Source organism: Bacillus cereus group sp. BfR-BA-01382 (genome assembly GCF_022663475.1).
Taxonomy (GTDB): Bacteria; Bacillota; Bacilli; order Bacillales; family Bacillaceae_G; genus Bacillus_A; species Bacillus_A thuringiensis_S.
On record NZ_JAKUFQ010000265.1, the window covers coordinates 1 to 529 of the forward strand.

The following is a 529-nucleotide window of genomic DNA, read 5'->3' on the forward strand; positions in this document are numbered from 1 at the left end:
AATCATTCAATGTCTGATTCTTGTTTACTTCAGTATTTAAACCGAATTTAATTGATTTATTTTCATTTACTTGCTTCATTACAATTCCACCTTTTAATTAATTTTATAAACACCTTTTTATATTAAAAATTTATTTACAGCATACAAACTGTTTTGCCACTTTCTAAAACAATGTGTTCTGTTTTATCTGCCAAAGTCTTCTTTTCAAACATTAGTTTAATAAGCTCTTTTGGTTTCATTTCATCATGTAACCAATAGAAAAACGCTTCATATGAAGGGAAGATTCGAACATTCTCTTCTTCAATATCTTCTTTTAAACCTTCCATAGTTAATTCAAATTTACTCGCTACAATTTCCATTTCTTTTTGAGTAAGTTCTAACATCTTAACTCCACCTTTTTAATGAATTTTATAAAATACCTGTTTATATTTATCTTTATATAATAGATATCATTGGCTCCGCATATTCTATGAAACATAAAAAAAGAACCGCTTTTAAGCAGTTCTTCTTTTCTTCCAATCTCTAAACG

1 protein-coding gene is annotated in these 529 nt (G+C 26.8%); it reads right to left on the minus strand.

Features of this window, described 5'->3' with window-relative positions:
- Positions 1–134: 134 nt before the first annotated feature.
- Complete coding sequence (locus MR160_RS33860) at positions 135–383, minus strand: hypothetical protein (RefSeq protein ID WP_242299228.1); 249 nt, start codon at positions 381–383, stop codon at positions 135–137.
- Positions 384–529: the final 146 nt, after the last annotated feature.